At 65.1% G+C, this 2,737-nt stretch carries 4 protein-coding genes and 1 pseudogene; 2 read left to right on the forward strand and 3 right to left on the reverse strand.

Going from position 1 to position 2,737, the window contains the following annotated elements; all coding sequences use genetic code 11:
* Window positions 1–160 (forward strand): annotated as a pseudogene (locus tag EN749_RS39180) (pyridoxamine 5'-phosphate oxidase family protein); the annotation flags it as partial.
* Window positions 161–178: 18 nt separating this feature from the next.
* Here the strand turns inward: EN749_RS39180 and EN749_RS33790 are convergent.
* Window positions 179–631, reverse strand: a complete 453-nt coding sequence (locus tag EN749_RS33790; RefSeq protein WP_023813960.1) for a MarR family transcriptional regulator — start codon at window positions 629–631, stop codon at window positions 179–181.
* A 47-nt stretch (window positions 632–678) separates the two neighbouring features.
* Here EN749_RS33790 and EN749_RS33795 point away from each other — a divergent pair, with 47 nt between their 5' ends.
* Window positions 679–1,587 carry an alpha/beta hydrolase gene (locus EN749_RS33795; protein ID WP_127270854.1) on the forward strand — a complete coding sequence of 303 codons (909 nt, stop codon included), beginning with the start codon at window positions 679–681 and terminating at the stop codon, window positions 1,585–1,587.
* A gap of 13 nt (window positions 1,588–1,600) precedes the next feature.
* Here EN749_RS33795 and EN749_RS33800 read toward each other — a convergent pair whose 3' ends face one another.
* Both EN749_RS33800 and EN749_RS33805 read right to left on the reverse strand, forming a co-directional pair.
* Window positions 1,601–1,996 carry a rhodanese-like domain-containing protein gene (locus EN749_RS33800; protein WP_128364803.1) on the reverse strand — a complete coding sequence of 132 codons (396 nt, stop codon included), beginning with the start codon at window positions 1,994–1,996 and terminating at the stop codon, window positions 1,601–1,603.
* Window positions 1,997–2,051: 55 nt separating this feature from the next.
* Window positions 2,052–2,666: a TetR/AcrR family transcriptional regulator gene (locus tag EN749_RS33805; protein ID WP_128364804.1), complete on the reverse strand. Its 615-nt coding sequence runs from the start codon at window positions 2,664–2,666 to the stop codon at window positions 2,052–2,054.
* Between the last annotated feature and the right edge of the window lie 71 nt (window positions 2,667–2,737).

The following is a 2,737-nucleotide window of genomic DNA, read 5'->3' on the forward strand; positions in this document are numbered from 1 at the left end:
GGCCATCGTCCGCTCCGAGCTCTGGAACGCAGCAAGGCACGTCGACCCGAAGTCGCTGCCGACGCCCGGACAGATCCTGGAAATCACCAGCCGCAGGAACATCGACGGCGAGACCTACGACAAGGAATGGCCGGAACGGGCGAAGAAGACGATGTGGTAGGTCCGGGCTGAAAGGCCGTCACGCCTCTTTCAGCACATCATAGATCTTGCGCATCTGCTCGCCGATCATGTCGCATTGCTCCGGCGTCGACTGGCTCATCGCCTTCTCGATCAGCGCCATATGCACTTTCAGCGCCTGCATCAACAGCGCCTCGCCAGCCTCGGTGAGGGCAAGCCGCAGGATGCGCTTGTCCTTCTCGTCGCCTTCGCGGCGCAGCAGGCCACGCGCTTCCAGCTGCGGCAAAAGCATGGTGATGTTGGAACGGCCGACGAGCAGCTTGCGGGCAAGATCGTGCTGCGACATGCCGGGGTGGCGATAGAGGTTCATCAGCACGTCGAGCTGCGCCGGTTTCAAATCGAGCGGCGCAAGCTTTACCGCCAGCGTGCGCTCCAGCACATGGCAGGCGCGCGCCACCGCGACCCAGTTGCGGAAACGCGGATTATCCCAAGGCAGCTCTTGTTTATTGTTCATCTTTGAACTATTATGTTCATGCTTGAACGTATGGATGGATTTTCACTATGGCATCATTCGGGCTGAAGGTCATCCGGGGCGTGTTCGGTGCGGCAGAGCGTGTCGCGCCGCGGCTTAGCGGACGCGCGGCGTTCGAATTGTTCTGCCGCACCCCGAATGTCAAGGCGCTCAGCGATGGCGAGCGCCGTGCTGTCGACCGTGCGGCCGGGTTCATGACCGAGGCGCGTCATCACCGGCTGAAGACCGCGACCGGCTGCGTCATGGTGCACGAGTTCCGCCCGGAGCCGGGCAGGGCGGCCGCCGGCACGGTGCTCGTCGTCCATGGCTGGCGCTCGCGCACCGAATATATGCGCGCCTTGATCGAAGGTTATCGCGCCGCCGGCCACCGGGTCGTTTCGCTTGACCTGCCCGGCCACGGCCAGTCGCAGGGCCGGCGCCTGAACATGGTCAATGCGGTGGATGCGGTGCGGGTTGCCGGCGAATGGTTCGGCCCCTTCGTGGCGGCGGTCGGCCATTCCTTCGGCGGCGCCGTCGCCGCCAACGCCATCGCCGGTTCGGTCAAGAACATCCCGCCACTGGCGGCCGGACGCCTGGTGCTGATCGCGGCGCCAAGTTCCCTGCCGGCGATCTTTGCCGACTTCAGCCGCATGCTCAATGTCGGCCCGCGCTCGCAAGCCGCCATGGCGGACCGGGTCGAGCATCTTTCCGGCCGACCCCTGCACGAATTCACCGGCGACCGTCAGCTCGCCCAGGCGCCGGTGCCGACCCTGGTCATCCATGCGCAGGACGACCGCGAAGTCTCGGCCGATCATGCAAGGCGCTATGCCGGCGCCGGCGGCCATGTGCGGCTCTACTGGGCCGACGGGCTCGGCCACCGCCGCATTCTCGCCGACAAGGGCGTGGTCGAACGCGCGGTTGGCTTCGTGGCGAATCGCGAGCCATTGCTGCTGCACTGAGCGGCGGTCGAGATTATTTCTTCTTCTCGCCGGGTTCGACCGGCAGTCCGGCGGCCTTCCAGGCGGTGTAGCCGCCAAGGATGTGCCTGACCGGCGAAAGCCCCATGTCCTGCGCCGTCTTTGTGGCCAGCGCCGTGCGCCAGCCACCGGCGCAGAAGAACACGAAGCTCTTTCCCGAGGCGAAGAACGGCTTGTGGTAAGGGCTTTCGGGGTCGATCCAGAACTCCAGCATGCCGCGCGTGACATGCTTGGCGCCGGGAATCTTGCCGTCGCGTTCCACTTCGCGTGGATCGCGCAGATCGACGAAGATGGTGTCTTCATCGTCGATCAGCCCGGCCGCCTCCTCCGGCGAAACCACCTCGATCACGGCGTTCGCCTCGTCCAGCAGCTCGCGATAACCCTTTTTCACGCTCTCATCCCTCCCGGCCTTGCTGGCGGATTTCGAGCACACCAGCCGGCGTTTGTCACGCCGCGCTGCCGCCGGCCAGCGTCCTCCAGGCCGCCATGGCCCCGGCTACCGTCGCCAGCAGGGCATTATGTGAGGCACCGTCACGCGCCTGGATCGACATGCCGTGCTGGACCGTGGCGAAGAAAGTCGCGGCAGCACTAGAGTCGAAATCCGCCGGCAATTCGCCTTCGGCAACGCCGCGCTCCAGACGCTTCTGCAGTGCGGTGTGGTTTTCGGCGCGACGACGGCGCAGGTCGTCGCAGATGGCGCCGCGGCTCGAATCCTGATGCAGTGCGCCCAGCGTGATCAGGCAGCCCTGCGGACGATCGCTCTGCGCATAGGCCCTCGCCGTCAGGCTCAGGAATTGTTCGATCGCCTGCCGCGCGGTCGGAGCTTCCTCCAGCGCCAGCCAGATGTCGGCACCCTCGGTGTGCGAGTAAAAATCCGTCGCCTCCAGGAACAGCGCCTCCTTGCTGCCGAAGGCAGCGTAGAGGCTGGGCGAGTTGATGCCCATGGCGGCGGTCAGCTCGCTCATCGATGCGCCTTCGTAACCACGGGCCCAGAACACCTCCATCGCGCGGCGCAGGGCTGCGGTTCGATCGAAAGTGCGGGGGCGGCCTCGTTCCGACATGATGCTCTTTTCTGTGTTGATCGATACATAATTAGGTTGACGCCGACGGGCAAGGCTGACAGGTATTTATG

Origin of the sequence: Mesorhizobium sp. M7A.F.Ca.ET.027.02.1.1 (assembly GCF_004022985.1) — a bacterium.
GTDB lineage: Bacteria > Pseudomonadota > Alphaproteobacteria > Rhizobiales > Rhizobiaceae > Mesorhizobium.